This window comes from Streptomyces asiaticus (assembly GCF_018138715.1).
GTDB classification, from domain to species: domain Bacteria; phylum Actinomycetota; class Actinomycetes; order Streptomycetales; family Streptomycetaceae; genus Streptomyces; species Streptomyces asiaticus.
The window spans coordinates 918,904-944,752 of sequence record NZ_JAGSHX010000001.1 but is presented as its reverse complement, the minus strand read 5'-3'; the positions used below and the strand labels follow the sequence as shown (position 1 = coordinate 944,752).

The window sequence follows — 25,849 nt, the reverse complement described above, 5'->3', positions numbered from 1 at the left end:
GGACTGCGTACTGCTGGTACTACTGGTGATGCGAACTGCTGGTGACCTGAGTAAGCGCCACTCTTCGGCAGCCAGCCCCGTCGCCCGTCCTGCGTCTGCTCTGGCTTAGAACCCCACTGCCGAACTTCCCGGTGCGCGCGTCCGCAGCCGACGCCTTCACCGAGGTACCGCTCACTGACCTCACTGCTGGTACTGCGAACTGCACTTACTGAACTGCCACTCCGTTACTGCTCATGGCGGCCCCTGATCACTGCGGGCCACCCGGTCCGGCCGTCAGTCCCGTCGCCGTCCTGCGACATCCCTGGCTTCGGAACTCCACCACCGCACCGTCCTGCGCACTGCAACTGCGTGTACTGCGGTACCGCTGCCCGGCAGTTCGTCTCTGCCAGGCCCCGTTGATCTCGGCTACAAGAGAAATCATAACCACACCACCGCCCCATGTCTACTCCGGCCGACATAGATTTCCGCGCGTTCGACGATGAGGTAATCAACCTCGAACAGCGACAGGAGACAGGAGCAAAGCGGTGATCTGCGGGTTAACCGCTGCAACCCGGGGCACAAGCACCACGCAGGCAGGACGGGCGTCGATGTAGCGTGTCGTCCATAGAACGACTGCGTTCACAACGAGTCCGACTGACCCAAGCTGGTCTTCCATTCCGTCCCGGTATGCCTGGTGGATGGTGCCCTTCTTGCCGTGGCAGATGTCCCGGGCCAGCTTGTGGCGGGACTCCTGGACGGTGAGCTGCTTGTGCATCTGCCGTCGGTAGGTGTCGTCCACCGGGTCGACGACGGCGAGCAGATGCAGGGTCTTGGCGATCCACCCGTACTCGGCGAACACCTGACCGAGCGGCGTGGGGTGGCCCTCACGGCCGAACATCCGCAGCAGGTCGTACGTCCTCACCCGGTTGGTGACCAGAGAGCCCGCGACGCGGAGCATGTCCGGCCAGGCGGTGAGCACCTCCTTCACGTTCACCTTGTTGCGGGCCAGCGCCTCCAGCGGCCCGTACCCGCCCAAAGATCAATCTCGCCGATACTGGCTGTTCCGTTGGTCCCCGCGGCCGGACGACGACGGCCCCCTGTCGCCGGGCGGGGATCAAGAGGGCCGTCATCGCACGAGTAGCTTCAAGATCATCCCATGGCCCCTTTTGGGCTCACTTCGGCCATACCCTCGTAGGCGGCGCAGCTCGGGCACAGCCCGGGCAACGAAATGGTCCGGGGTGAGCCGCTGGTGCAGCTGGCTCACCGGAACCGATGACTCGTCGATCCAGGACCGCACCAGCTCAACGAGCTGATTGATCTCGGTGCACGACTCCCTCGGCAGTGCCCACGGCCGCCCCGGTCGGCTCCTCCCGCCACCCACTCGCCTTCCCCCTTCAGTTGTTCGGCGGACAACCCCTCGTTGTCACCGAAGAACCATCCAACCGGACCGCCCGTAACCTCTGCCCGGCGATCGTGGTCATTCCTCACCGACACAACGCGATCGAGGCGGTGCGCTCATGGACCACACATGCCCTGCCTTCTTCCTCCTCGCCCTGGCCGTGGCAGCCTCGTTCTCCACCATCACGGCGGTGATCGCCTTCGCCCTGGCCCGCTGGGACGGTGCGACGATCCCAGCAGCCTTCACCCGCGGCGGCGACCGCCTTCGCGCCGTTCAGGATCGCGCGGAACCAGCGGCGGTTCTGCTCGGTCGCATACGCCCGCCGCGCCTCCGCCCCGGCCCGCTGCCAGCACTTATTCGACGCAGATCGCCGACCACCTCGTGAGAGCCGACCTGGCCACCGGGGGCAGTGGAAGGGACGGCACAACCTGCTGATGATGGTCGGCCGCACCATCCGGTCCGCGTTCCGGCGAGCCGGAACGCGGTGTCGCGCTCCTGGTCGCGGCTCTGGTCGCACCGGGCTGGGCGCCGGGTGTGCTGCCGCAAGGCGCTGGCCTGGGACGACGCGCCTCCAACAGCTCCCCGGCCACGCCGACTACTTCCCCACAGCGCCTCCTGGCCGTGGGGCCCATCGGACCCGCAGCTCCGGCCAAAGGGATCGTCAGCGGATGGGCCCCCGCGGCTGGACGTACACTCCACACATGGGTCGCACATGCGCAGTGAGGGAGTGCCTGTTCCAGGCCGCTCATGCCGTGTGCCCGTCCGCCGTGTACGCGACGGCCGTCGACCCGGTGAACGCGCCGGCGATCTACTGTCGCGCGTTGCACGGCCACGGCTAGCGATTCCGGGTAATTCTCGGCATTTCCGAGATCATCCCGCCCCTGCGGGCGGACCATTTTCTGCGCGGCAGCAGCCCCTCCCCGCCTCTGTAACCGTACGGCGACGGCTCTCGCCATAATTTCCTGCTTTGTCACCCCTTGGCGCCCTGGCGCCGCCTGCGCGCCGACCGCCGGACGACCGGCAGCCGGTGCATCTCCGAGAGGAGCCTTGTGAAGTTGAGCGAGCTGCTCGCCGGGCACGATCATGAAGTCATCGAGGGCGATCCGGAGACGAGGATCACCGGAGGCACCGGCTTCGACGCCCACCGCGCCGCTCCGGGATCCCTGTTCATCGCGGTGCCCGGCCATCGCGAGGGCGGCCCCGAGTCCGTCGGACCGGCTCTCGCACGCGGCGCGGTGGCGATACTCATCGACTCCGCGACGTCGCCACTTCCGGTCGCGACCTGGGCTTCGGCAACTGGTGTATGCGTCGTAGCCGTCGCGGACACGCGCAAGGCGGCCGCGGTCGTCGCCTCCCGCTACCACGGGGAGCCAGGCCGGCAGATGAAGATGGTGGCCGTCACGGGCACCAACGGAAAGACGTCGGTTTCCTCCATGGTGGAGTCGGTGCTGAGGGTCGCCGAGCACGCCAGGGTGGGGGGCATCGGGACGGGCGGCAGCCGGATCGGCGACGAACTGATCCCGATGCCGACGTCGGTACTGACCACACCGGAGTCGCCGGACTTCCAGTATCTGCTCGGGTGCATGCGCGACCGCGGTGTCGGCACCGTGGCGCTCGAAGCCACGTCGATGGGCCTGCTGACCCACCGCCTCGACCACTCGTTCATCGATGTAGGGGTATTCACCAACCTGACGCAGGATCACCTGGACGACCACGGCACCATGGAAAACTACCGGGACGCCAAACTGCGTCTGTTCCAGGGGCTGTGCCGGCGTGCGGTGGTCAACGCCGACGACCCGGTCGGAGCCTGCATCGGGGCCATGATGCCCGGCGCGGTCGTCACGACGGCATCGACGCGGAGGCGGACTACCGGGCGACCGACCTCACCATGGACGCCGTCGGCACCCGCTTCACCCTGCACCACGCCGGCCACAAGTATCCGGCGGTGATCCCCGTGCCTGGACGGTTCTCCGTCTCCAACGCACTGGCCACTGTCGCAGCCTGCCACCTCATCGGGCACCATCTGGCCGGACTGGTCGCCGCACTCGAGCAGATGCCCCCGATCCCGGGAAGGTTCGAACGCTACGAGACCCCGGACGGCACGTCCGTCATCGTGGACTATGCGCACTCCCCGGACTCACTGGAGAAGGTGCTGACCACCATCCGCGGCTTCGCCTCTGGCCGGGTCGTCACGGTCTTCGGCTGCGGCGGGGACCGGGACGTCACCAAGCGCGCCCAGATGGGGGAGATCGCCGGCACCTACTCCGATCTGTGCGTTCTCACTTCGGACAATCCCCGGAACGAAGACCCCCAGACGATCATGGATCAGATCGTCCCGGGCCTGCTCGCGAGCGGCACCACTTTCGAACGGTTCGCCGACCGCCGCCGCGCCATCTCCTTCGCCCTGTCCGCCGCAGGGCACGGCGACGTCATCCTGATCGCGGGCAAAGGCAGCGAGCCCTACCAGATCGTCAACGAGGAACTGCTGCCGTTCAGCGACATGGCGACGGTACGCGAACTCGCCACGCGGTAGGCGTACCGGCCTTCTTGACGCCCGGCGCTGGTTGTGGTCGTCCGGCACATCGTCGGCCTCCAGCGCCGTCAGAAACCCGCTACCCGCTACACACGAGACCTCGGGGCCCCGCGGCTACCTCGGGGACGTGCGGCCCGCCCTCATTTCCGTCGGCGTGGACGCCTGATGGCGCTGATCGGGACGGGCTGGGGTCGGCCCCTCCGGCTACTCCGTGCCACAGCTCGGTGCGTTCAGCACCCGGCACCAGGCCGCCAGGAACGGTCAGTACAGCTGGTGAGGGCTGCGGATGGGGCCGCCCCTGGTGTCTTCCGTTGCCGGAACGGGTCCTGCTGGTGGCCGTGTACTACCGCACGAACCTCACGATGCGGCAGCTCGCGCCGTTGTTCGGCGTCTCGCCGGCCACCGTGTGCCGGGTCATCCAGCGCCTTGGAGCACTCCTCGCGCTCGAGCCGGTGCGGCCCCCGCAGCAGGCGGCCGACCGGTTGTGGATCGTGGACGGCACCCTCATCCCGGTCCGCGACCGGACGGTGGGCGCGTCCTCACGCAATGATCGGTTCTCCGCGAATGTGCAGGTCATCGTGGACGCCGATACGGGAGCCCGAAAGTTGCTCAAGCGGGCGACTGCTACGCGAGGACCGTTGAAGCAGCGTCTTCGCCCCGAAGAGAACATCGCACTCAGCGTCGGCTGCCACCCGCCGCGGCACCGGATACTGCGGGCAATGGCATCGGATACGAGCTGGCGGACCTCAAAGGTCGGCAGTCCGTCAGGGAAAAGACCTCGGGACGAAACGTGAACAGACAAGATCGCGCGGACGCGGTGGACCGGGGTCGGCGCACCCGATGCTCGGGGTACCGACGAAACTCACTCACCTGCTATTTTCTGTGCCCTTTCAGATGAGAGGCCCGTGATGGTCCGGGGAGATTCCCAGGAACCTCGCACTGACAGCACACGCTCAAGGTGATCGCTGATGTGAGCGGGCGAGGGGTTTGTTTCACCGAGGTCCTGGAACTGTTCGTCCGTGATGAATCCGCCCGCACGCATCGGGGCGGCCCCCGGCAGACCGCGGCTGCCGGCGACCGGTTCATGTTCTCCGACTACCTGACGAGCACCCAATCCAGGCGCTACGCTCTGCCCTCGGGCGGTCACGCTGCGCCCGCGTCAAAGCGCGGCTCTGTGCACGGGGGAACGATGGGCCAGGATTTGGAAGGCGTCGAACTGGCTAAGGCAGTCCAGTGGTTGCGCGACGAGCTGCTGGAAGCCGCCGCACAGGGCGCCAGCCGGGCGGTCCGCTTCGCGGTGGACGCCATCGAGCTGGAGTTCACGGTCGAGCTGCGCAAGGACCGCAAGGGCAAGGCCGGCTTCAAGGCATGGGTGGTCACCGCCGGAGCCGATGTGTCGCGAGGTCGGGCCGATACGCATCGGGTGAAGCTTGCGCTGAGCCCCAAGGATCCGGAGGGACGCACCCTGGAAATCGGAAACACCGATCGTGGCGGCACCGCCGGCTTCACGCGGGCCGCGCCTTCGTCCGGGGGCGGGTCGTGAACCCGGACCTCTCGCGTGTCGCTGCCGTCATCGGCGCGCGGCAGGGCAGCGGCTACCTCGTCGGGTCACGGCTGGTCCTCACGGCCGCGCACGTTGTGGAGGAACAGGGCACCGCCGAAGCAGTGGTGATCGGCGGGTTCGGCGAGGTGCTCTGTGATGTCGTGTGGCGACGCAAGGACAAGGCGTGCGATGCGGCCCTGCTCGTGGCACGCGCCGACCTCGTGCCGGATGCCGTGTCGTCCCGTTTCGCCCCGCTGCGCTGGGGCGAGCTGGTCCGCCTAGATATCCAAGAGAACTGCACGGCCATCGGCTTCCCACAGGTCCAGCGCGACGAATCGGGCGAACTCGACAGCGATCAGCTCGACGGCCGGGTCAAACCAGGGTCAGGGATCCTGCGTGGCCGGTATGCGCTGGACATCAGCGGCATCCCACCGCAATCAACGGCGGACGGATCGCCCTGGTCGGGCCTGTCGGGGGCCGGTCTCTTCTGCGGAGGTGCACTGATCGGCGTGGTCGCCACGGCACCGACCCGCTGGCAGAACGGCCGGCTGGAAGCGGTCCCGGTGCGAGTGATCACCGACGATCGGGGATTCCAGGACGCCCTGCGCACGCACGGCGGCACGACCGTCGCCGTAGAGGCCCTGGACGACCTTTCCGACCAGGAGCGCGAGGACCGCGACTTCGAAGTGCAGTACCGGCACTTCGTCGCACGCGGCTTCGACCAGGTCGAGACGCTGGGCGCCGGCTCCGCACTCGGCACGATCGTATGGCCCCTCGACACGGCCTTCATCGCCCTCGAACTCGCAGAGACAGCGCCCCGCCCCGCCCCCGGCCGCTCCGCCATCGACGTGGCGGCCGGCAAACGCATCCAGGACGCGCTGCACGGCCGGACGCGGATCCTGCTCCAGGGCACTGCCGGATCCGGAAAGACCACACTCATGCACTGGCTCGCGGTGCGGGCCGCGCAGGGGGATCTGCCCTCCGAGCTGGACCAGCTCCAGGCCAGGGTGCCCATCGTCGTCCCTCTGCGGAAGGTCCTCCACAAATCGCAGAAACTTCCTCAAGTCGAGACCCTACTGCACGACGTGGAGTACCCAAGCGCGTCCCTCCAGCCCGTGGGCTGGCTGACACGGCTGCTGCGCAAGGGCCGGGTCCTGCTCCTGATCGACGGCATCGACGAGGTCCCGCACGACAAGCGCCAAGCAGTGCGTGACTGGCTGAAGGCGCTCCTCGCTGAGCACGAGCACACCGCTGTGGTGGTGACGTCCCGCCCGTCCGCAGTGCCGGACAGCTGGCTCACCGCGAGCAAGTTCACCGGATTCAGCGTGCTGCCGATGAGCCCCCAGGACGTGGGCACGTTTGTCGACCGCTGGTTCGCCGCCCTGCTGGAGGCCGAAGGCTGGAGCGGGTACAGGAAGTACGCGGAGCGCGGGCGCAGACTCCTGCGGGCCGAACTGGACAGCATCAGGCCCGCGGCGCAGATGGCGGCGAATCCCCGCCTCTGTTCGCTGATCTGCGCACTGTGGCTCCAAAACCAGGGGTCCTTGCCAAAGGACCCCATGTCGCTGCATGTCGCGGCACTCCGCCTCCTGCTGGAAGAGCGCGACATTCAACGCGGAATCGGCTCTACGGAGGGTGTCAGGCTGGACTTGGGCTCAAAAGCGAGTCTCCTCGTGTCCCTCGCGCTCTGGATGACCCTGAACGGGGCGACCGAGATGACCGAAAGCCGTACGGTGCGCATCCTCGAGAAGGACCTGCGCTGGATCAGACCGGACCCTGCGGGAAACGCGAAGTCGGTGCTGCGCCATCTGCTGATCCGCAGCGGAGTTCTGCGTGAGACGAAGGGCACCGTCGATTTCGAGCACAGCACCTTTCGGGACTTCTTCGCGGCCCTGGGGCTCGTGCACGGGGACCACTTCGGCTTCCTGGTCAATCACGCCCACGACCCGCACTACGAAGACATCGTGCGCATGGCAGTCGGCCACTGCGGCTCAGCTGAAGCCGATCAGCTACTGCTGGAGCTCGTCCAACGAGGAGACCGGGAACCGGAGCACCGCGAGAGGATCCACCTGCTCGCGACTTCGTCGCTCGAGTACGCGGCGCGGGCCGACGCAGAGGTCCGCCAGGAAGTCCTCCGCCGGGCCAAGGCACTCGTTCCGCCCCGGGACGACGCAGCTGCTGGTCTACTCGCGGGGGCGGGGGCGGCGGTGCTAGACCTGCTGCCGGGGCCGGACGGCATCACTGTCGAAGAAGCACGGGCCGTGGTTCTGGCAGCCGGCACGATCGGCGGGACCACCGCCTCGGCTTTCCTGAAGCGCTTCCAACAACACGACGATCCCGCAGTGCGGAAGCGCGTGCACTGGGGACTCGACCGCGCCAGCCGGGCACCGAGCCCTGACACGAACGGCACCGCCCCCAGAGCTCTTTGACAGCGCCGAACCCCGGGGCGCCCCTCAGACCGCCGACGTGGCGCCGCGAGCGGCCGTCGACGACTGTTCCACCGCAGACGTCAGCTAGAAGGAGGCCGCCGAGCGCGGATCGCAGTCCTGGCAGGCAGGCCGTGTGCGAGGTGCGATCCCTGGTCCACGGGGAACGGTACTCGGGCGTACCGGTTCCGCCGTGCATCACTGAATAACGCCGGGCGAGCCATCTCACGGGCTGACGATGTCACCCGAGCTCGACAGCGTACGAGCTTCCGAGGAGCCCCTCCGTCTGCGCCTTCGCCGATGTCCCGGATGCGAGCGTGCGCCCCGGTCCTTGGCCGCGCCGTGCAGCCGTCGTTAGGCCTTGTCCTGCTCGTGGGGGTCGGACAGCCGCGGGCACAGCTGTACGGCGAGGTCGACGTGGAGCAGAAGATCAGCCGCCGGTTCTGCGCAGGCGCCCACGGCGCGGATGGCGAACCATGGGCGAGCACCGCAGCCGCCATCAGGTGCGTGCCCCCCTGACGGGCGCGGGGTGGCCCTGAGTGGGACGATCGGCGCGCCCGCCCGCTACTTCGTTCGAGTCCCCCAGCGCTGAACAGCAGACAGAAAAGGCTGAACGTGAGTGATTGCGATTGCCGCAGCGTCGCCCGTACGACCCCACTGATATTGGGCACGATGGCGTGGTCGTGCGGCTGACGGCGCGTGCCAGCTATCCCGATACCGATGTCCATGGGCCTGGCCCGGCGGCCCGACTCCCCACCCACAATCACCCAGTCGATGCCAGTGACGTCCAACGCGTCCAGCGAGCCCAGCAGCGGCTCAGAGGACAGGAATCGCACCGCGGCCGGCACCTGCCGCAGATCATCCACCCGGCCTCGGCCGTCTCGATCTCGGTGTGGGTCGCGGTCTGCTCGTGCAGCTGCTCCAGCCGCGTTGCCAGAAGGTACTCGGCGGTGCGTTCCCGGGCGGCGTCAGTGGGCCTTCGTCGCGGCGGCCACCGCGTCCGCGCCGTTCGGGTTCGCGCGGAACCAGCGGCGTTTCTGCTCGGTCGCGTACGCCCGGCGTGCCTCGGCTTCGGCTTCCTCGGTCCGGCCCAGCATCGCCAGGGCGCACCGCCGGTACTCCGGCGCCGCCTGCTGCACCGCCTGGAGCACGGCGAAGGCGAGCGCGGCCGCCGCCGCAGTTGGCTCCGAGTCCAGCTCGCCCGGCTCGACCAGCCCCATGAACGCGCGCCGGGCGGCGGCGATGTCAATCTCCACGGGCCGCCTCACGCGGTCAGCGACGGAGGCGACCTCGTCCGCATCATCCAGATCGGCGGACCAGGTGGCCGCGACCAGGCCGGCCTCCACCGTCAGGGCCTCGGTCTCGCGCCGGTAGCCGCACGCCTCACACAGCCCGGCCGCCCGCTCCTGCCCGCAGCCCTCACACGGCAGCGCCCGGCGAACCGCCTCGGCGGCGACGGCCGCGCGTTCGCGCTCGCGCGCTCCTGAGTGCGTGTTTTCAATCCTCAAGAGCGCAGGTCAACGACCTGCGGCGGAGATGCCAGAGATCGCCACTGTTCCTCCAACGGTCACCGCAACCGATCTGCGAACGAACTCCCAGAATGGTGGTGCTCCTGGCGTAGGGGGAGAAGGCTTGCATATGGCGAAAAATGGAGCTGCACAACAACCAGCCGACCCACAAACCTTGTTACGTGGCTAGCTGGCACCGGAGGACTTCGACGGTTCCGGTCGACCATTTACACATGCGCAGACACGAAGGGAAGAACTCGCATGGTCAACCCCACCCGCTGGCAGTCTCTACGGAGGCTTCTCGTGGCTGCTGGAGCCCTCACCGCCGTAGCACTGTCCACGGCCCCATCGAGCGCTGCGCAGACTGCAATACAGTCCGCGCCAGCCGACTGTCCCAAGGGTTACTTCTGCGGCTACAAGAAGAACAACTTCCAGCAGCTCGGATTCAAGTACAAGGACTGCTACGAGCAGGAAATTCCCGACGGCATGGGTAGTGGAGGTTCCTGGTACAACAACCAGACACCGGGCACGGATACCGGGTTCTACGACAAGTATGGGTACTACCTCGACCATGCCCGCGGCGCCCCCTCCTCGGACGCCTACGCACACTGGGGCCCCGTCTGGTCCGTCTGGAACTGGTGCTGAGTGCCTCGGGGATCGGTCACAGTGACCGATCCCCGAACGCTCGCGCAAGCTCCTAGCGGTGGTTTGTTGACATCGGGTCGGGACCGCAGTAGAAGGACGAGGAGGGGTGTGTGATGACCGCTCGTCGTCCGTGTCCGCCGGCTCCGGGACCGCTGGAGCAGTACGCCGTCGGCTTCGATGATCTGTTTGACTCCCTGGCTCAGCGTCGGGGTTTTCGTCAGTACCTCACGGGGTTGCTGGCGCCGCGCGAACGGAACAAAACGCTGACATGCCTGGCCGGGGCCGAGCCGGTAGCGGGAGCCCAGCACCCCGCAGTGCAGCGGCTGCAGTTCTTCCTCTCCGAATCCCCCTGGGAGCACGAGCGGATCAACGCCCGTCGTCTTGAGCGGTTACTGGATGATCCGCGCACCGCTCCGCATGCCGGTGGAGTGCTGGTCATCGACGACTCCGGCGACCGGAAGGACGGGACCGCGACCGCGAACGTGGGCCGGCAGTGGCTGGGCCGATACGGCAAGACCGACAACGGTGTCGTCACCGTCACCACATTGTGGGCGGACGAGCGACTGTACTACCCGCTGCACGCCGTGCCCTACACCCCCGCCCGCCACTTCCCCAAGGGCCGCAGCGATCCGGGCTTCGCCACGAAACTGCAGATCGCTGCCGCTCTCGCCCGCCGGGCCACGGAGGCCGGAGTGGACTTCCGCGCGGTGGCGGCCGACTGCGCCTACGGCGACCAGGACGGCTTCCGCGGCGAACTGGCCACCGCCGGGCTGCCGTTCGTGATGGCCCTCAAACGGCGCCGCGGCACCTGGGCCTACGGCCCCGATGCCCACACCCCGGTCGACGCCGCCCGGGAACTGGCCTGGCACGGCCCCGACCGGCCGGGCGACTGGACGACGGTGACCCGCACCTTCCGTGACGGCCACACCACCACCTGGTGGGCCGCCGACGCCTCCCTGGGCTGGTGGGGACCGGACGGCACCACCCGGCTGGTGGTGGCCACTACCCACCCGGACACCCTGCCGGAGAAATCCACCTGGTACCTGGCCACCAACCTGCCCCGCCCCAACTCGACACGCCAGGCCGACAGCCCCCACCCGGCCGCCGACCTCGCCGAGATCGTGCGGATCTACGGCATCCGCAACTGGATCGAGCAGAGCTACAAACAGGTCAAGGACGAACTGGGCTGGGCCGACTTCCAGGTCCGCACCGACCGCGCCATCCGCCGCCACCAGACCCTGGTCAACTGCGCGTTCTCCTTCTGCTGGGAAGCCGGACTGCCACCGACTCCCGCCAACCGGCTGGCCCGGCCAGAGAGGGGGCACCCGATCGCACCACCCGGCACGCTGGCCCCAGGCCCTACGTGCCGTCCGCAGCTGGCTGACCCCCACCATCATGCTGCAACGCTGGTGGAAAGCCTGGTCCAGCACGCCCCCACCAGCAGAGTTACAAAACCTGATCAACGCAGTCAGCACCGGCCGACCACTCAGCCACCACCTCCCACTCCCGCCTTAACAAACCACCGCTAGGCGGAACTTCCCGCCCTGCCGGGCATGACCGTGCACCATCTGGTGGGTGAGGGAGCGCGGAGAGCTCTGCGCACTGTTCGGGATGAGTGAATGCCGGGGCCCGGCACGACTGGTCGACCGGCCGGTGGGGCATGGCGCCCTTCACCGGCACGCCGGTGCTGTCGGTGGTGGGCGGAAGCGGCACCCGGGGCAGGCGGATGGTGAACACCGAGCCCTCGCCGAGGGTGCTGCTCGCCGTCACCGTGCCCCCGTGTGCCTGTACCAGCTTGCGCACGATGGACAGGCCCAGACCGCTGCCGCCGGTCCGGCGGCAGCGCGACTTGTCGGCGCGCCAGAAGCGGTCGAAGACATGGGGCAGATCCTCGGCGGCGATTCCGGAGCCGGTGTCCGCGACCTCGATCAGCACCTCGTCACCGGTCCGGTGGACGCGCAGGGACACGGCCCCGCCGGACGGGGTGTGCCGGAGGGCGTTCGTCACCAGGTTGCCGACCGCCTGGTGCAGCCGTACCTGATCGGCCTCGATGACCACGCCGTCGCCGGGGGTTTCCGCGCGGAGGGTGACACCCGCGTTCTCCGCCGCCGCGTGATGGGCCGTCGCCGTATGGGCCAGCAGGTCCGCGATGTCGACCTCGGCGAGGTTCAGCCGCAGCTCTCCCGCGTCGGCCGCGGACAGATCCCGCAGGTCGTCGATGAGGTGCTGGAGGTGCAACGCCTCTTCCAGCAGCGAGGACACCAGCACGTCGCCCTGCGGTACGACACCGTCCTGCGCGCCCTCCAGCCAGCCGCGGATATTGCTCAGCGGGGTGCGCAGCTCATGTGCCACATCGCTGACCATGTCCTTGCGCACCGCCTCCAGCTGGTCACGCCGTCTGGACATCGCGTTGAACGCCGAGGTGAGACGGCCCAGTTCGTCGTTGCTGGTGACCGCCACCCGCGCGCCGGGCTCCCCCTCCTCCATGCGCCGCGCCGCCTCGGTCAGCGCACGCAGCGGCCTGACCAGCCGTAGTCCGGCGAGCGTGGTGGCGGTGACGGTGACGAGCAGCATGAGGACGGCGCCGCCCGCGATACGGGCGCGGTTGCCCGCGGACAGGTCGAAGAACGTCGTGGCGCTCCGGCCGGGACTGGTGACATACAGCGCCGCCGTGGGGGCGACATACGGTGCGAGCTGCTGGGCGCGGCCACTGGCCAGGCACGAGGTGACCAGTGAGCCATCGGCGTTCCCGGCGCCACGCGGCCCGGAAGGCGTCTCCTGCGGGGGCCCGGGACGCGGCGCCGGCAGCACGGCACTTGGTATCCCGTGGTCGTCCAGGGTGAGCTTCACCTCGGCCGCGTGGCGCCGGGACAGGCAGGTGTTGACGAGGGCGTTGAGCGCGACCAGCGCCTTGGCCTCGGTCGGGGTGCGGGAGTCGAGCGTCGCGGAGTAACAACGCGGGGTCTCCGGCACCCGGGAGGCGCCACTCTCCACGCGCGACCGCCCGCTGGGAGCCTGGACCACGGTCATCTCCTGGCCGAGGACGGTGCGCAGGCACTTGGCCAGGCGTCGCGCCGCCCCGCGCAGCCTCGTGCGTTCGTCCTCGCTGAGCCGGAACGGCCCGACGGCGCGCGGATCGATCCGGTCGGAGGCGGAGTCCGGCAGCAGCTCGGGGCTCACCGCCAGCGGGTCGATGGCGGCCGTCGCCTTGTCGGGCGGCCGGTAGGGAAGGCCCGGGGCGGGTCGGGAGTCGGCGATCCGCCGACCGTCACCGGTGATGACGATACGGTGCCCGGTCTCCCGGGCCAGGGCGCGTACGGTCGGGCCCACGCCGTCCCAGCGCGGATGGCGGGCCGCGTAGCCGAGCAGGCGGTCGTAGATCCGGGTGTCGTCCGCGAGGGCCTGGCCCCGTTCCTCGCGGATGGCGACCGCGGTCGTCCGCACGGCCAGCCAGGCGGTCGTGGCGACCGAACACACGGAGACCAGCACGGACGCGGCGAGCAGGCGCAGCAGCAGGCTGCGGCGCAGCGGTACGTCACGGCGCACGGTGGGCTTCTCCGTCGTCGGCGGCATCCGTGATCACATCGGCCGCCGTGTCCGCGGTCGCATGTGCCGCCACGTCCGTCGTCGGACCGGCTGTGCCGTCGGCGATCTTGTAGCCGACGCCGTAGACGGTGACCAGGAAACGGGCCCGGCGCGGATCGGTTTCCAGTTTCTTGCGGAGGTTCATCACATGCACGTCGACGGACCGTGTGGTGACGTACCGGTCGAAGCCATGCAGGCGCTCCAGGATCCGCGGGCGGGTGAAGACGTGGCCGGGGCGGGCGGCCAGCATCTGCAGCAACCGGAACTCACCGGGTGTGCAGTCCACCGGCCGGCCGTGCATCGACACCTCGTGCCGGGCGGGGTCGACGGTCAGGGGCCCGACGGTGAGCACCGGCTCCGTGCCCGTCGCGACCGTGGTGGCGGAGCTGCGCCGCAGCAGCGAGCGGATCCGGGCCATCAGCTCGCGCGGGCTGAACGGCTTGGTCATGTAGTCGTCGGCGCCGAGGTCCAGGCCCAGCAGCAGATCGTCCTCGGTGGCGCGGGCGGTCAGCATCAGCACCGGCAGGGTCGATTCCGCGCGCAGCACGCGGCATAAGTCGAGGCCGTCCACCTGGGGCATCATCACGTCCAGGACGAGCAGATCGGGAGGCTGCCGCCGGACCTCCGCCAGCGCGGCCCGCCCGTCGTGGACGACGGTCACCCGGTGGCCCTCGTGTTCCAGATAACGACGGACCAGTTCGGCCTGCTTCCGGTCGTCCTCGGCGACGACCACGTATGCGCACATGGCGGCGAGTGTAGAAACACGGCGGCAAAAGGACCGAGAAACACCAGTGGCGACCAGGGCCCGGGCGATGGCGACGCGTCGGTGTTCACCCCCGGACAGCTGATGCGGCCGCCGGGCTGGCGGGGGTGCGCTGCTGGTCGGTGACATCGGATTGGCCGACACCGTGCGTCTCGGTGAGTGCTCGCGGCGCCGGCTACGCCACCTACCGGGGCCAGGGGCCGCGGAGGCGGCCGGCCGCCGCTTCGTCCGCGGTCTCGCGGGCCGCCCGGCTCACCTCGTCCGCCATTTCCGTCTCCTTCCTGTCACTCAAAGCTGACAACCACCTCACGTTCCACATCCATCGTGATCTCCGGCACCCGGATACCCGGGCTCTCCCCCCGTTGCCACCCGCAAGGAGATCCGTACCGATGCGCCCAACGTCCCGTCTGCACCGCGCGAGCGTGGTCCTCGGGCTGTGCGCCGCCCTCGTGGGCGCGCCCGCCGCCGCGGCCGAACCCGCCACCGCCGCGGCCCCGCCCGTCATCACCTCGGACCAGGTCATGCCGCATCTCGACGCCCTGCAGCAGATCGCGGACCGTGACGGGGGCAACCGCGCCCATGGCACCCCCGGCTACCGCGACTCGGTGGCCTACGTGAAGGCCGCGCTGGACCAGGCCGGATTCCGTACCGCCCTGCACCGCTTCACTCATGACGGCGCCACCGGCTACAACCTCATCGCGGACTGGCCCGGCGGCGACCCCGAGCACATCGTGTTCGCCGGAGCGCACCTGGACAGCGTGCCGATGGGGCCCGGTATCAACGACAACGGCTCCGGCTCCGCCGCCCTGCTCGCCACCGCACTCGAAGTGTCCAAGGCGGGTCTCAGGACCGACCGCCATTTGCGGTTCGCCTGGTGGGGCGCCGAGGAGGCGGGCCTGGTGGGATCCCGCGCCTATGTGCGGGACCTGCCGGCCGCCGACCGCGAACGGATCGACGTCTATCTGAACGTGGACATGGCCGGAACCAACAGGGAGAACCAGCTGTGGCTCGTCGTCCACGACGACCCCGCGGCGACCGCGGCGTTCGAGGACTGGTTCGCGGCCCGGGAACTGCCCACGTTCGACATCGGCATCGGCGGCAGCGACCACGTCTCGTTCGGTGAGGCCGGCATCCCGGTGGGCGGTTTCGCCACGGGGGTCGACGACTGCATACACGATGCATGCGACCGCGTCGAGAACGTGAATCCGCGCATCGAGACCCTCAGCACCAACGCCCTCATCAACGCGGTCTGGCAACTCGCCGCGCGCCACTGACCCCGCCCCCGGGCCCTGGGCGGCCCAGCCCTGGCCCCGGCCCTGGAACCCCCCACCCCGAAGGAACAGCCGCATGCCCGCACGCCGGACCCGCCATCGCCGCGCCACCACCCTCGCCACCGCCGTGGCCGCCGGCATCGTGTTCACCGCCCTGCCCGCCTCCGCCGCCCCGGGCGGCCCCGGCGCCGGGGACCCTTGCTGGACGGTGGTCGGCAACGGCAGGCAGGGCGACACCACCAGCGGCGGTGGCACGACCACCTTCCGCTGGTACGAAGACCGGCCGATGGCCACGTACCTCAGCACCATCGCCATCGACAAGTTCACCGTGCGCACCTCGAAGCTCTCCGACGGCACGCCCGTCGTCCACGCCTACAGCCCCGGGGCCGTCATCAACCCGGAGTCGGAGGCGCTGCTGCCGGAGGTCATCGACTTCCTGGCCTCGAAGTTCGGCCCGTACCCGTTCTCCTCGGCCGGGGGGATCGTCATCACCGGCAACGATGACGAGGGCCCGCTCGCGCTGGAGACGCAGAGCCGCCCGACGTATCAGGGGGCGTTCTTCGACAGCTCCATGGTCCACGAGAACGCCCACCCAGTGGTTCGGGAACAGCGTCTCCTTCGCCGACTGGCGCAACGGCTGTCTGGCCGAGTGCTTCGCCCAGTACGCCAACCAGTTGTGGGAGGAGGAGACCGGGGCCGACCTGGACACCGGCTTCTACCGCGCCATGCTGGAGGAGAGCGAGGCGGACCCCGACTTCTGGTCGACCAGGCTGTACGACCCCGGCAAGGGCCGCGAACTGCACCACGCCCTGTACAGCAAGGGGCCCATGATGCTGCACGCCCTGCGTCGCACGGTCGGCGACCAGGCGTTCTTCGACACCCTCAAGCGCTGGCAGCGCGACCACCGCCACGGCAACGCCTCCTGGCCGCAGTTCGAGGCGCTCGCCCAGGAGGTGTCCGGCAAGGACCTCACCGGTTTCTTCGACGCCTGGGCACACGGCACCACCGCTCCGCCGAAGAAGTACCTCCTCCCGGGCTCCCTCGGGTCCCTCGGGTAGGTCGGTCCCCTCGGTGTGGGCGCGGCGCCACCACGCGTCGTCGTACGCCGCGCCCACGGTGTCGTACAGCTCCCGCCATCGGACGCGGCCCCCTCCGTACGCCGCCGGACGCACCGGATGCCGCCGCAGGGTTCGTCGAGCGAGACGGTGGCCGAGTACGGGGTCACTCATGCCGGCGCACGCCGGCGCCGCGGCGCCCGGTACGGGTCGCATCGGGCTCCGGTGCGACCCGTACCGGGCGCCCCGGCAGACGTGGACCGCTGCGAGATGCGCCTTGTCCGGCTCCGCAAGCCGGCTCGCCCCATGAACGGCTCGCTCTTCTAGCCGCCGTTCGCGATCTACCGCGTCATCCCCTTCCCGCTCGGAGCGACTGCGACCAAGCTCACCCGTTCCTTCGCCGAGGCCGGGCGGGAGGTACTTCTCCGTCTCCTGCGGGTGAGCCCATGACCGACGCGTATGAGCGGATGATGCGGGCCAACCAGTCGAACTGGGACGCCCGAATCCCCGTCCACCCACTTGGGGTATCCCCCTGAGCGAACGGCCACGGTGGTGACCTATGCCGTGGCGGGGCCGCCGCGAGCCCGAGCCTGCGGAGCGCGCCGGGCACACCGCGGTGGCCCCCGGCGTGCGGTGCGCGGTGCGGGCCCGGCCTCTGCCGTCAGGGCGGGGCTTCCGGAAACCCCGCATGTGACGGGGATCACGCCCGGGGGAAAACCTGGCGTTCGTGCCTCACGTCTTGCGGGTGTGAGATCAGTCAGGAAGACATCGGGCGAACTGGACGAGGAGCATCTCGTCCGGCTGGTGGCCAGAGGCGACCGTGCCGCGTTCGAGGAGCTGTACCGGCGTACGTCGCCGTGGATGGCGGTGCGGCTGCGCCGCCGCTGCGCGGACGAGCAGATCGTCGCCGAGGTCATGCAGGAGACGTATCTGGCGGTGTGGCGCGCGGCGGGTGCGTTCAGCGGGGCCGCGGCTGGGGGAACCGCCGTCGGCTGGCTGTGGACGATCGCGGCGCGCCGACTCGTCGACGCGTTCCGGCGCAGGGCCCACCACGCGGAGCCGCCGCCCACGGCTGCCCCGCAGTCCATGGCGCCCGCCGCCGAGGAGGAGGCGCTCGCGGCGACCGTCGGTGGTGAGGTCGGGGACGCGCTGCGGCGCCTCGCGCCGGAGCTCAGACAGGTACTGCAGGCCATGGTGCTTGACGGGCTGTCCGTCCGGGAGACCTCTGTCTTGCTGGGATTGCCCGAGGGCACGGTCAAGACCCGTGCCCGCCGGGCCCGGATCGAGCTGCGGAAGGCACTGGCATGAGTGTGGAACACGCGTCGATTCGGATCATCGACGGTTACGCGCGCGGCGACACGGACCTCGCCGCCGACGAGGTGTGGGCCCTGGAGACCCATCTGGAGACGTGCCGGGTGTGCCGTGACCGGCTGTCGGCCTCCGTCACGGCGCAGGCGCCCGCCGTCGCGGCGCTGGTCGGCGCGGTGTGGTCCAACCTCGAACCCCAGCTCGCCGGCACCGCCCCGGTACCGCGTCGACGGCGCTGGTCGGCGCGGCTGTCGAAGTGGATGACGCCCGTGATGGTGCCCTGGCTGGCCATGGTCGTGGGTGTGACGCTGCTCGCGTTGCTGCTCGACCTGGCCGACAGCGGTTCCGGCGAGGTGTCGCTGGTGCTGCTGCTCTCCCCGGTTCTGCCCGTGCTCGGCGTCGCGGCGTCGTGGTCGCGCGGTCTGGACCCGGCGTACGAGCTGACGGCCTCCGCGCCGAGGGCGGGGCTGTACCTGGTACTGCGGCGTACCGCGTCCGTGCTCGCCGTGGTCGTCCCCGCGTTGCTGCTGGGCGGATGGGTGACGGGGGTGACGGCCTGGCAATGGCTGCTGCCCTGCCTGGCCTTCACCTCGACGACCCTGGCGCTCGGCGGTGTCGTCGGTGTGACCCGCGCCGCCGCCTGGCTGGTGGCCGGATGGGTCGCTGTGATCGTGGCACCGACCCTGGCCGCCGGCCGTACGACCTTCGCCCTGGCGACCGACGGTTTGCCTGTGTGGGGGCTGATCCTCGCGCTCGGCATCGGTGTCGTGGTCGCCCGCAGGGGCGCGTACTCCGTGCTGGGAGCCCATCGTTGACCATGAGAAAGGACCACCACATGATGACCGCGGTGAGCGCGGCCGACATCGCACCGACGCCCTACGCCTGGGAGATCCGGGCCACCGGGCTGAAGGTCAGGGTTGGCAGAAACCACATGGCCGTCGACGGGCTCGACCTGTCACTGGGGACCGGCGTACACGGCCTCCTCGGCCCCAACGGGGCGGGCAAGAGCACCCTCATCCGGGCTCTGGCCACCGTACTGCGCCCCGCCGAGGGCACCCTGGAACTGCTCGGCGAGTCCGCGGGCGGCAGAGGCGAGCACCGTGCGCTGCGCCGACGGATCGGCTACCTGCCGCAGGAGTTCGGCTACTACAAGCGCTTCACGGTCCGCGAGTTCGTCGAGTACATGGCGTGGCTGAAGGAGGTGCCCAAGGCGGACATCCCCGCGGCCGTGCAGCACGCCGTGGAGCGGGTGGGCCTGGCCGACCGTGCCGACAAGCGGATGAAGACCCTGTCCGGCGGCATGGTGCGGCGCGTGGGCATCGCCCAGGCCATCGTCAATGACCCGTCGATCCTGCTGCTGGACGAGCCCACGGCCAGCCTGGACCCGGCACAACGGCTGCGCTTTCGCGAACTGCTCCAGGAACTGGGCAAGGACACCTGTGTGGTCGTCTCGACCCACCTCGTGGAGGACGTGGCCGCCGCCTGCACCGACGTGGTGCTCTTCGCCGAGGGCCGGCTGGTTTTCCAGGGCACCCCGGAGGACCTGGCTGCGGCGGGCGGCCCCGAGCACGTGGGCGACAGCCCGCTGGAGCGCGGCTACTCGGCACTGCTGCTGGGCCCCGGCCGGGGAAGGGGCGCCTGGTGAATACGCGTGTCCTGCGAACCGAGCTGAAGCGCTCCGTCGCCCCCTGGGCCGGCACCGTGGTCCTGGCGAGCGCGCTGGCGTTCCTGTACCTGCTGGACGCTGAATGGTGGAGGGGCACTACGGCGTGGACGGCCCAGTGGACGTCCCTGGCCCTGTGGACCCGCACCCTGCTGTTCTACCTGTGGCCGCTGGCCGTGGGGCTCGGCGCGTTGCAGGGCCTGCGTGACCACCGCTCGAAGATATCCGAGCTGCTGACGACCACCTCGCGTCCCGTCTGGCACCGCGCCGCCACGCTGGCGGGCACGATGGCGATCACCCTGGCCTCGGCCTTCGCGCTGCTCGTCCTCGTGGGCGCGGTCCAGGTGCTCGCCAACGCCGAGTACACCCACCTTGGATGGCTGCCGATCTCGCTGGTGGGGGCACTCTCACTCGTCGCGGGAGCCGTGCTGGGCATGGGGGCCGGGCGCGCCCTGCCGTCCGTGCTCACCCCGCCGTTGCTGGCCATGGGCGCCTTCGCGTTCACGGCCCTCATGCAAATGTCGCCGGGCCGGACGGAGACGGACACGGCGACAGGGATCCCGAGCACGGAGCCGAACCGGGTCTCGCTGCTGTCACCGGCGGTGGAAGAGGTGCGCGACGCGCTCGTCACGCTCTCCGCCTCCGTGCACGTCGGGCAGACGATCTGGCTGCTCGGCCTGGCCGCGACAGGCTTCGCGCTGCTGGTCGCCGCGAACCCGCGCACCCGGCTGCTCGCCCTGGCGCCCGTCCTGGCGGGCGCGGCCGTCGCCCTGCTCGTCCTCCCCTCCGACCCGCGCCGGATGTATGTCCTCGACAAGGCCGCCGCGGAGTTGGTGTGCGATGGCCCGGTATGCGTGACCAGGATCCACCAGGCACGACTCACCGACCTCGCGAGTCACGGCAAAAAGGCGCTGCGCCTGCTGCACGGTGCCCTGGGGAGCCAGGCGCCGGTCTCGGTCCGGGAGAACACCGCCGTACTGCCGGAGGGTTCCACACCGCGGTGGTCCCGCAAGACCGTGCTCATCGACTTCGACGACGACATCGTCGCCGCCGCGAAGGGCGAGGAGCTGACCTGGGCCCTGATCGCCAAAGGCATGGTGCCAGGGTGCTCCCCCGTCGGCTGGAGCAGCATGGGGGGAGACGACATCGCGCAGACCGTCGCGGTGGGCTGGGTCCTCGGCGACCTCAAGTCGATGCCCGGCCAGGGGTCACCGAACGTGCGGCGCGAGATGGACACCCGGGCCCGCGCGGTGTGGAAGGACTTCAAAGTGCTGCCACGGGCCAAGCAGCTCCAGCGGATCAACGCGATGCGCGCCGCCGCGCTCTCCTGCAAGGGAGACGCACTCGACGCGCTGACCGGCGGTGCGTACCGATGAGATGGCTGATGCTGTACGCGCGCTCGCGTCAGGTACCCGCGTCACTGGCCGCGGTGGTGATCAGCACGGTGACGGTGTGGGCACTCGCCCAGGGCGGCAGCGGGGGGCCGGGTGATCAGCGGCTGCCCGCGCTCGTCCTCGCCGTGGGAGCGATAGCGGTCTCGACCGGGCTCAGCGGGCAGGACCTCGCGCTGGACCGGACGGCCGCGATCCGCTGGGCGCCCCGCAGGGCGGTGCACGTGCTGCTCGCCGGCGCGGTCGTCGCCATGGTGCTGCTGGCGGTGCAGGCGACGGGGAAGGACCTGGCCACCGCCGCGTTCGTGGTACGGGACAGCGCCGGCTTGATGGGGCTCGCCGCCGTCGGGGCGGCGGTGTGCGGGGGGACGTATGCGTGGACGCTGCCGTTCGCCTGGCTCTCGTGCTCGTTCTCCGTCCCGCCTCCGACGAGTGTGCCGACGCAGGTGGCGTCCTGGGTGCTGCTGCCCCCTGGCACGGCGGCGGGCACGTGGACAGCCCTGGTGCTCACGATCGTCGGCACCACGGCCTACGCCGTCGCGGGACCGAGGCGGTAGTCGGTCCGGGCTACCGGACCGGGGCACGGCAGGGATCGTGTGTGCTGCGGACTCGCCGCAGCGAAAGTAACCCGCCACGGGGGTGATCTTGGTTACCGGGCGAGGGCGCTGCCGCGGTTCTCGTACTCGCGGCGGGCCTTGCGCTGTGCCGGAACCGCCGTGCTCCCGGGGCTGCCGTCGAGGGGCTGGCAGAGGTCGAGGAGTCGGCGGTGGATCGCGGGGACGGCGGTGACGCGGAGGGTGTGGCCCTGACCGCGTCGTACGGTCACACTCTGGTCGAGCGTGGCGCGCTCGGTGGGCACCAGGTCGGCGAGCAGCTCGCCGAACTTCGGGCGCTCCGGCGGGTGGAGACGGCTGGAGGTGCCGACCTGCTCCTCGAAGACGACCGGGCCCTCGATCCGGGCCTCGTCCAGAACGAGATTCTGACGACCCGGTGCACATGGTGTGTGTTAGTTCCGGCCAGGACTGCTCACGTTGCGTATGTGCTGCGATCGCGTGACTGCTTAGTGTCTCCAGAAGCCGCCACGGTGAGGACAGCTTATTTCAGCTCCTCAGAATCACCGGATATGGGTCTGGTGAACATATATCGAGCACACCGGGCTACGAGGCCTGATCTTATGGAGGCGATATGACGGGGACCGCGGAAACGTACGACTACGTAGTTGTGGGGGCCGGCTCAGCGGGCTGTGCGCTTGCTGCCAGGCTCTCCGAAGATCCGGACGTAACAGTGGCCCTGATCGAAGCCGGGCCACCCGCCACAGGGCGTCTGTTTGAGATTCCGGCGCTGTTCTCCCAGCAGCTCAAGACGGCGTACGACTGGGACTTTGCCACGGAGCCCGAGGCGCAGCTGGGCGGACGCAGGATCTACCTGCCGCGTGGGCGGGCGATCGGCGGAACCAGCTCGATGAACACCATGCTCTACGTCCGCGGCCACCGCTACGACTACGACACATGGGAGCGGATGGGGAACCCCGGCTGGGGCTACGACGACGTCCTGCCGTTCTTCAAGAAGTCCGAGGACAACCAGCGCGGAGCCGACGACTTCCACGGCACCGGGGGCCCGCTGACCGTCAGCGACCCGGTCTCCGTCCATCCGCTGCTGACGGCCTGGGTGGAGGCGGCCCAGGACGCCGGCCACAAGTCCAACCCCGACTTCAACGGAACCGAGCAGGGCGGTGTCGGCTACCACCAGGTCACCCAGCGCAACGCGCTGCGATGCAGCAGTGCGGTGGCGTTCCTCGAGCCGGCGGCAGACCGCCCGAACCTCACCGTCCTCCCTTCGACGACCGCCCTCCGCCTCAGCTTCGACGGCACCCGCGCCCAGGGACTTGAGGTCGACCACCTGGGCACCGTTCGACTGATCCGGATCAACCGTGAGGTCGTGCTGTCCCTGGGCGCCTACAACTCCCCCCACCTGCTGCTTCAGTCCGGCGTCGGCCCCGCGGACGAGCTCACCCAAGAGGGCATCACGCCCCTGCATGACCTGCCGGACGTGGGACGGAACATGCAGGACCACGCCGGGTGCTTCATCAGCTTCTTCAGCCACACCGAGCCTCTTCTCGGCCCGGACACCTCGCGCGAGGAGCAGCGGCTGCGTGAGCGGGGTGATGGACCTATGGCCTGGAACGAGGTCGGCGGTTTCTTCAGTACCAGCGATGGCCTGCCGGCTCCCGACATTCAGGTGCACGCCGCGCTGGGCATCGTCCGGGACGAAGGACTTGCCGCTCCTCTTGAGCCGGGTATGTCCTTCGGGCCGTACGTCGCGCGCCCGAGCAGCCGCGGTTCCGTGCGCCTGCGGCACTCACACCCCTACGCCAAGCCGCGCATCGTGCACAACTACCTCGGTGACGAGGATGACCGCAGGCGGCTGCGGGAAGGCCTGCGCATCTGCATGCGCATCGCCCGCGAGTCGCGGCTCACCGAGGTCCTGGAGTCCGACCTCCACGGGGCCGCGGCCGCGGGGCTGGCTCCCGTATCGGACCGCGACCAGGACATCGACGACTTCATCCACACCCAGTCGTTCTCGTTCTACCACCCGTCGGGTACGTGCATGATGGGCAAGGTCGTCGATTCCGAACTCCGCGTGCACGGCCTGGACAACGTCCGTGTGGCAGACACATCGATCATGCCGTCCCTGGTGACCGGAAACACCAATGCGCCGGCCATCATGATCGGCGAGCGGGCAGCTTCGTTCATCCGATCCGCAGCGCAGTGACGAATCTGCCCGGCCGGACCCGCCGGCACTCCGAGCGGTTGCTACGGAGCGGCGGGCTCAGCCCTCCTGCCGGTCCCCGTGACCAGCGCGTCGACGGCCGTGGCGATGTCTGTGGAACTCGTGGGGTGTGCGTCGAAGGAGTCCGACGACATCCAGAGCTGCCTCCAGAATCCGGTTCCGTCGCGCCGGGTCGTTCGGCCCGCGTGAAGCCCCTGTCATATCTCTCCCAACTGCCCCGCCGGCTTGCCGAGGTACACATGCCCGGGGGCGCAGCTCCCTTCAGGCAGGATCCTCGGCGGGCCGGGAGGGGTTGGCACCGCATTGCGCAACGCGCTGCGGGGCCGTGCCGGTTCGGGCACGGCCCGGTGTCCGTGCCACTGACGAAGCGCCGCCTCTCGCGGAAAGTACGTCCGTTCATACCGGTGGCCCGTGCCGCCCGTACGTTCTCTTCGCGGTCGTCGACGAAGAGGAAGCCGGCCGGCGCGGCCTGCATGGAGACGACGCAGTGGTGGAACGTCGCTGGGTCTGGTTTCGCCGCATTGATCTTTCCGGAGAAGGCGACGTGGTCAAGGTTCCCCAGCCAGGGCTGTGCGGCCAGGAAGGCGTCCGCGTGGTCTGCGGGAATGTTGGACAGCAGGGCGACCTCGGCGATGTTCCGCAGGGACTGCACGTAGGCGACCATGCGGTGGTCGACGCGTGACCAGCTGTCGATGTCGGCGAGCCGCAGCTCCTCGATCGTGTCGGCGTCGACGGGGAGTGACAGCCACCGCAGCACGGCCGTCCAGTACTCGGGCGCGGACCACTGCGCGGCGTCGTAGGGCGGGCGGCAGTCCCAATAGGCCTCGGCGAAGGCGTCCGCGGGTGCGGCGCGCCGGGCGGCCATCTCCGCCAGGGCGCCCGGGCGTTGGTGGAGGGCGATGACCCCGAAGAGGTCGAACAGCACGATCCGTCGGTCGGTGGACATGGCGGGCTCCTCCGGGGGCAGCGGTTTTCGGCTCTTCGGCTCAGGGGCGGGGATCCAGCACGCGGGCGAGCGAGTCGAGGGACGCCAGGGCGTCAGGGCCGGTGGGAGTGAGGACGACGCTGGTCGCGCCCGCTGCGTGGCGGGCTGTGATCGCTTCGCGTGCCTGGTCGGGGGTGCCGGCGATGCTCAGTTGGCGGACCCAGGCGGCGGGCATGGTCTGGGCGAATTGCCGGGCGTCGGCGCAGGCGGCGCGGTGTTCGCGCAGCCGCGCGGCGAACGGCAGGGGGTCGATGTGGGCGGCCCAGGCCGGCTCGCCGATGGCGGTCAGTCCGTCGCGGACGCGGGCGAGAGCGGCGTCCTCGTCGTCATCGACAGCGGCGGCGTCGTAGGTGACGACTTCGGGCGCGCTCGCATCGGAGATGCTGCCCAGGTGCCGGAGTGAGGAGGCGATGTAGGCGGGGGCCGCGGGCTCGGCCAGGAGGAGCCCATCGGCCACCTCGCCCGCGGCTGCCTGCGATTTGGGACCGCGTACGCCGAGGACGACCGGGGGGACGATGCCGGGGGTCTCGGTGATGACGACGCCTTCGCAGCGCACATAGCGGCCGCCTGCCGGGCCGGGCTCGCCGCGCATGAGCAGGCGCAGCGCGGTCGTGTACTCCTTGATCAGCGTCAAGGGGCTGGTGGGCCAGGCTCCCGCCTGACGCATCCAGTCGGGCATGCCGTGGCCGATACCGGCGATCAGGCGACCGGGGTAGAGCTGGGCGAGGGTGGCCAGTTCCATCGCGGCGAAGCACACGTTGCGGGCGCCGGCGGGCATGATGCCGATGCCGACGGTGATGCTGGTGGTGCTGGCGAGGACGGGGCCGGCCTGCGCGAGTCCGCCGCGCCAGCCGAGGTCCTCCACCACCCACACCTGGTCGAACCCCAGCTCTTCGGCTCGCCGCGCGTACGGCAGCACGTCCCGTACGGGCAGGTCGCGGGGAAGCATGATCCCGACACGGCCGCGAGCGGGGATGGTATCGGTCTCGGACATCAAGGGCTCCT

19 protein-coding genes and 3 pseudogenes are annotated in these 25,849 nt (G+C 69.8%); 14 read left to right on the top strand and 8 right to left on the bottom strand.

Annotated elements, in window-relative coordinates; all coding sequences use genetic code 11:
- Window positions 1-580 precede the first annotated feature (580 nt).
- Window positions 581-1,006, bottom strand: a pseudogene (locus KHP12_RS03870) (Tn3 family transposase); the annotation flags it as partial.
- 1,421 nt (window positions 1,007-2,427) lie between these two features.
- On the opposite strand from KHP12_RS03870, the pseudogene KHP12_RS03865 reads away from it, so the two are divergent.
- The 4 genes and pseudogenes from KHP12_RS03865 (at window position 2,428) to KHP12_RS03850 (ending at window position 7,883) form a co-directional block, all read left to right on the top strand.
- A pseudogene (locus KHP12_RS03865) lies at window positions 2,428-3,911 on the top strand (UDP-N-acetylmuramoyl-L-alanyl-D-glutamate--2,6-diaminopimelate ligase).
- Window positions 3,912-4,201: 290 nt separating this feature from the next.
- A pseudogene (locus tag KHP12_RS03860) lies at window positions 4,202-4,504 on the top strand (transposase family protein); the annotation flags it as partial.
- Window positions 4,505-4,869: 365 nt separating this feature from the next.
- Complete coding sequence (locus KHP12_RS52760; RefSeq protein WP_211831428.1) at window positions 4,870-5,454, top strand: trypco2 family protein; 585 nt, start codon at window positions 4,870-4,872, stop codon at window positions 5,452-5,454.
- The gene (locus KHP12_RS03850) at window positions 5,451-7,883 is read left to right on the top strand and encodes a serine protease (protein ID WP_211831426.1); all 2,433 of its coding nucleotides are present in this window, start codon (window positions 5,451-5,453) and stop codon (window positions 7,881-7,883) included. Before KHP12_RS52760 ends, KHP12_RS03850 begins: the two co-directional genes overlap by 4 nt.
- Before the next feature lie 80 nt (window positions 7,884-7,963).
- Here KHP12_RS03850 and KHP12_RS03845 read toward each other — a convergent pair whose 3' ends face one another.
- The gene (locus tag KHP12_RS03845) at window positions 7,964-8,716 is read right to left on the bottom strand and encodes a DUF5131 family protein (RefSeq protein ID WP_372455165.1); all 753 of its coding nucleotides are present in this window, start codon (window positions 8,714-8,716) and stop codon (window positions 7,964-7,966) included.
- A gap of 132 nt (window positions 8,717-8,848) precedes the next feature.
- Window positions 8,849-9,388, bottom strand: coding sequence for a hypothetical protein (locus KHP12_RS50475; protein WP_246643049.1), 540 nt, complete (start codon window positions 9,386-9,388; stop codon window positions 8,849-8,851).
- 261 nt (window positions 9,389-9,649) lie between these two features.
- Here KHP12_RS50475 and KHP12_RS03835 point away from each other — a divergent pair, with 261 nt between their 5' ends.
- Together KHP12_RS03835 and KHP12_RS03830 are read left to right on the top strand one after the other, a co-directional pair.
- Window positions 9,650-10,033, top strand: coding sequence for a hypothetical protein (locus KHP12_RS03835; protein ID WP_143678574.1), 384 nt, complete (start codon window positions 9,650-9,652; stop codon window positions 10,031-10,033).
- Between the two features lie 113 nt (window positions 10,034-10,146).
- Complete coding sequence (locus KHP12_RS03830) at window positions 10,147-11,562, top strand: IS701 family transposase (protein WP_210608843.1); 1,416 nt, start codon at window positions 10,147-10,149, stop codon at window positions 11,560-11,562.
- Here KHP12_RS03830 and KHP12_RS03825 read toward each other — a convergent pair.
- Together KHP12_RS03825 and KHP12_RS03820 are read right to left on the bottom strand one after the other, a co-directional pair.
- Window positions 11,480-13,606: a sensor histidine kinase gene (locus KHP12_RS03825; protein WP_211831421.1), complete on the bottom strand. Its 2,127-nt coding sequence runs from the start codon at window positions 13,604-13,606 to the stop codon at window positions 11,480-11,482. The genes KHP12_RS03830 and KHP12_RS03825 overlap by 83 nt on opposite strands.
- Window positions 13,569-14,363, bottom strand: coding sequence for a response regulator transcription factor (locus KHP12_RS03820; RefSeq protein WP_211831420.1), 795 nt, complete (start codon window positions 14,361-14,363; stop codon window positions 13,569-13,571). Before KHP12_RS03820 ends, KHP12_RS03825 begins: the two co-directional genes overlap by 38 nt.
- Before the next feature lie 407 nt (window positions 14,364-14,770).
- On the opposite strand from KHP12_RS03820, the gene KHP12_RS03815 reads away from it, so the two are divergent.
- The 7 genes from KHP12_RS03815 (at window position 14,771) to KHP12_RS03785 (ending at window position 21,626) form a co-directional block, all read left to right on the top strand.
- Window positions 14,771-15,655 carry a M20/M25/M40 family metallo-hydrolase gene (locus KHP12_RS03815; RefSeq protein WP_086883850.1) on the top strand — a complete coding sequence of 295 codons (885 nt, stop codon included), beginning with the start codon at window positions 14,771-14,773 and terminating at the stop codon, window positions 15,653-15,655.
- Between the two features lie 497 nt (window positions 15,656-16,152).
- The gene (locus tag KHP12_RS03810; protein WP_244202514.1) at window positions 16,153-16,710 is read left to right on the top strand and encodes a M1 family aminopeptidase; all 558 of its coding nucleotides are present in this window, start codon (window positions 16,153-16,155) and stop codon (window positions 16,708-16,710) included.
- Between the two features lie 744 nt (window positions 16,711-17,454).
- Window positions 17,455-18,015 carry an RNA polymerase sigma factor gene (locus tag KHP12_RS03805; protein ID WP_086879743.1) on the top strand — a complete coding sequence of 187 codons (561 nt, stop codon included), beginning with the start codon at window positions 17,455-17,457 and terminating at the stop codon, window positions 18,013-18,015.
- Window positions 18,012-18,830: a hypothetical protein gene (locus KHP12_RS03800; protein ID WP_086879742.1), complete on the top strand. Its 819-nt coding sequence runs from the start codon at window positions 18,012-18,014 to the stop codon at window positions 18,828-18,830. Before KHP12_RS03805 ends, KHP12_RS03800 begins: the two co-directional genes overlap by 4 nt.
- Window positions 18,827-19,660, top strand: coding sequence for an ABC transporter ATP-binding protein (locus KHP12_RS03795; RefSeq protein ID WP_246648396.1), 834 nt, complete (start codon window positions 18,827-18,829; stop codon window positions 19,658-19,660). The genes KHP12_RS03800 and KHP12_RS03795 overlap by 4 nt, the downstream gene beginning before the upstream one ends.
- Window positions 19,657-21,054 carry a hypothetical protein gene (locus KHP12_RS03790; RefSeq protein ID WP_086879740.1) on the top strand — a complete coding sequence of 466 codons (1,398 nt, stop codon included), beginning with the start codon at window positions 19,657-19,659 and terminating at the stop codon, window positions 21,052-21,054. The genes KHP12_RS03795 and KHP12_RS03790 overlap by 4 nt, the downstream gene beginning before the upstream one ends.
- Complete coding sequence (locus KHP12_RS03785) at window positions 21,051-21,626, top strand: hypothetical protein (protein ID WP_086879739.1); 576 nt, start codon at window positions 21,051-21,053, stop codon at window positions 21,624-21,626. Before KHP12_RS03790 ends, KHP12_RS03785 begins: the two co-directional genes overlap by 4 nt.
- A 92-nt stretch (window positions 21,627-21,718) precedes the next feature.
- Here KHP12_RS03785 and KHP12_RS03780 read toward each other — a convergent pair whose 3' ends face one another.
- Complete coding sequence (locus KHP12_RS03780) at window positions 21,719-21,928, bottom strand: hypothetical protein (RefSeq protein WP_244202513.1); 210 nt, start codon at window positions 21,926-21,928, stop codon at window positions 21,719-21,721.
- A gap of 326 nt (window positions 21,929-22,254) precedes the next feature.
- Between KHP12_RS03780 and KHP12_RS03775 the strand changes: the two genes are divergently transcribed.
- Window positions 22,255-23,841 carry a GMC family oxidoreductase gene (locus tag KHP12_RS03775; protein ID WP_086879738.1) on the top strand — a complete coding sequence of 529 codons (1,587 nt, stop codon included), beginning with the start codon at window positions 22,255-22,257 and terminating at the stop codon, window positions 23,839-23,841.
- On the opposite strand, the gene KHP12_RS50465 is transcribed toward KHP12_RS03775, so the two are convergent.
- Together KHP12_RS50465 and KHP12_RS03765 are read right to left on the bottom strand one after the other, a co-directional pair.
- Window positions 23,819-24,805, bottom strand: coding sequence for an HAD-IA family hydrolase (locus KHP12_RS50465; protein WP_246643059.1), 987 nt, complete (start codon window positions 24,803-24,805; stop codon window positions 23,819-23,821). The two genes, KHP12_RS03775 and KHP12_RS50465, sit on opposite strands and share 23 nt — an antisense overlap.
- Before the next feature lie 40 nt (window positions 24,806-24,845).
- The gene (locus tag KHP12_RS03765) at window positions 24,846-25,838 is read right to left on the bottom strand and encodes an LLM class flavin-dependent oxidoreductase (RefSeq protein WP_086879737.1); all 993 of its coding nucleotides are present in this window, start codon (window positions 25,836-25,838) and stop codon (window positions 24,846-24,848) included.
- Window positions 25,839-25,849 lie beyond the last annotated feature (11 nt).

What these genes read in the sequence shown, in the direction of transcription:
- KHP12_RS03835 (WP_143678574.1), top strand. Translation starts at nt 9,650, where the DNA reads ATGGTCAACCCCACCCGCTGGCAGTCTCTACGGAGGCTTCTCGTGGCT.
- KHP12_RS03830 (WP_210608843.1), top strand. Translation starts at nt 10,147, where the DNA reads ATGACCGCTCGTCGTCCGTGTCCGCCGGCTCCGGGACCGCTGGAGCAG.
- KHP12_RS03825 (WP_211831421.1), bottom strand. Translation starts at nt 13,606, where the DNA reads ATGCCGCCGACGACGGAGAAGCCCACCGTGCGCCGTGACGTACCGCTG.
- KHP12_RS03820 (WP_211831420.1), bottom strand. Translation starts at nt 14,363, where the DNA reads ATGTGCGCATACGTGGTCGTCGCCGAGGACGACCGGAAGCAGGCCGAA.
- KHP12_RS03815 (WP_086883850.1), top strand. Translation starts at nt 14,771, where the DNA reads ATGCGCCCAACGTCCCGTCTGCACCGCGCGAGCGTGGTCCTCGGGCTG.
- KHP12_RS03810 (WP_244202514.1), top strand. Translation starts at nt 16,153, where the DNA reads ATGACGAGGGCCCGCTCGCGCTGGAGACGCAGAGCCGCCCGACGTATC.
- KHP12_RS03800 (WP_086879742.1), top strand. Translation starts at nt 18,012, where the DNA reads ATGAGTGTGGAACACGCGTCGATTCGGATCATCGACGGTTACGCGCGC.
- KHP12_RS03785 (WP_086879739.1), top strand. Translation starts at nt 21,051, where the DNA reads ATGAGATGGCTGATGCTGTACGCGCGCTCGCGTCAGGTACCCGCGTCA.
- KHP12_RS03775 (WP_086879738.1), top strand. Translation starts at nt 22,255, where the DNA reads ATGACGGGGACCGCGGAAACGTACGACTACGTAGTTGTGGGGGCCGGC.
- KHP12_RS50465 (WP_246643059.1), bottom strand. Translation starts at nt 24,805, where the DNA reads ATGTCCACCGACCGACGGATCGTGCTGTTCGACCTCTTCGGGGTCATC.
- KHP12_RS03765 (WP_086879737.1), bottom strand. Translation starts at nt 25,838, where the DNA reads ATGTCCGAGACCGATACCATCCCCGCTCGCGGCCGTGTCGGGATCATG.